The organism is Polaromonas sp. P1_E1_2 (assembly GCF_056406035.1).
Genome location: NZ_JBFUAZ010000865.1, coordinates 1 through 1,297, shown reverse-complemented (window position 1 = coordinate 1,297; position 1,297 = coordinate 1). Strand labels below are relative to the sequence as shown.

At 64.8% G+C, this 1,297-nt stretch carries 2 protein-coding genes; one reads left to right on the top strand and one right to left on the bottom strand.

Annotation, left to right across the window (positions count from 1 at the left end; all coding sequences use genetic code 11):
* Positions 1 to 65 precede the first annotated feature (65 nt).
* Entirely contained in the window at positions 66 to 851 is a 786-nt protein-coding gene (locus AC1D1P_RS23625; RefSeq protein ID WP_477674685.1) for a sulfite exporter TauE/SafE family protein, read from the top strand.
* On the opposite strand, the gene AC1D1P_RS23620 is transcribed toward AC1D1P_RS23625, so the two are convergent.
* Positions 845 to 1,297: hypothetical protein (locus AC1D1P_RS23620; protein WP_477674684.1), on the bottom strand; the 453-nt coding region annotated here is incomplete at its 5' end. The two genes, AC1D1P_RS23625 and AC1D1P_RS23620, sit on opposite strands and share 7 nt — an antisense overlap.

The window sequence follows — 1,297 nt, the reverse complement described above, 5'->3', positions numbered from 1 at the left end:
CGGTCTGGGCGTCGTCGCGCGCCTTGATTGGCGCCGTTTTCACCCCATTCGCATTTGCAAACACAATGTTGGYAGGTCCTGACGCCCCAATCGTTTTGATCGTCGCGGGCGCGGCGGCGGCGGGTTTTGTCCAGGGCCTGTCGGGCTTTGGCTTCAGCCTTGTCGCCATGTCGTTCTGGGCGTGGTCTATAGACCCGAAACTGGCGGCTGTCATGGCGGTGTTCGGCGGCCTGACAGGCCAGGTCATGGCGGCCTTCACGGTCAGCCGCACGACTGACTGGAAGCGCCTGCTGCCATTTCTGGCCGGCGGCCTGCTGGGGCTACCGCTCGGTTTGCTGTTGTTGCCGCAACTTGACGTCCAGCTGTTCAAGCTGTTTCTCGGCATGCTGCTGGCGCTGTGGTGCCCGGCCATGCTTTTTTCGGGCAAGCTCCCCCGCATTCACCATGGGGGCCGCGTCGCCGACGGCACGATTGGCGTTGCCGGTGGTTTCATGGGGGCCTTGGGTGGTTTCAGCGGTGTGATTCCGACACTGTGGTGCACCCTGCGCGGCTACGAAAAGAGTGCCCAACGCGCCGTCATCCAGAACTTCAATCTGGCCGTGCTGACCGTCACCATGGCCAGCTATGTTGCCGCCGGCCTGGTCACGCGCGAAACGCTGCCCATGCTGGCCATCGTGGCACCTGCTGCGCTCATTTGCGCCTGGCTGGGCGGGCGCGTTTACACGGGCATCAGCGACCTTGCCTTTCGCAGACTGGTGCTGAGCCTGCTGACCTGCTCGGGCCTGGCGATGCTGGTGTCATCCGTGCCGGAGTTGCTGCGGCGGATGGGTTCGGGCCTGTCATTTCAATAGAAACGCGAGCCGGCCCGCAGCTCACGAATGGCCCGAATCATGGTCGGAGCCAGCGCATTCCATTGCAACGCCCGCAATGATCGGCGGTAGCGCAGCCCGTTGGCGCGCAGGGATGCCGACACCAGTTCCAGGGGATCGCTCACCACGCACAGAAGCCGCGTGAGCATGGGGTCCTGCTCGGTAGGCACACCGCCGAGGAAGGCGTCGTTCTTTCCATCCCACAGAAGCTGGGCGTTGATGTGGATACCCCAGCCGCACTCCCAGCCGTTCGCTTTCAGGCGTTCGAGCGCCGCAGCCACGTATTCGGCATCGAAGATGTAGGTGTCGGTGCGCACCCAACGGCCCAGCCAGAACTCCGCCAGCGGCCGCGCCGCCGGCGTGGCCCGCGGGATCAGGCCGCGAAGCATCTCGCCGCGCATCTCCATGTAGCGCACACGGGCCGGGAT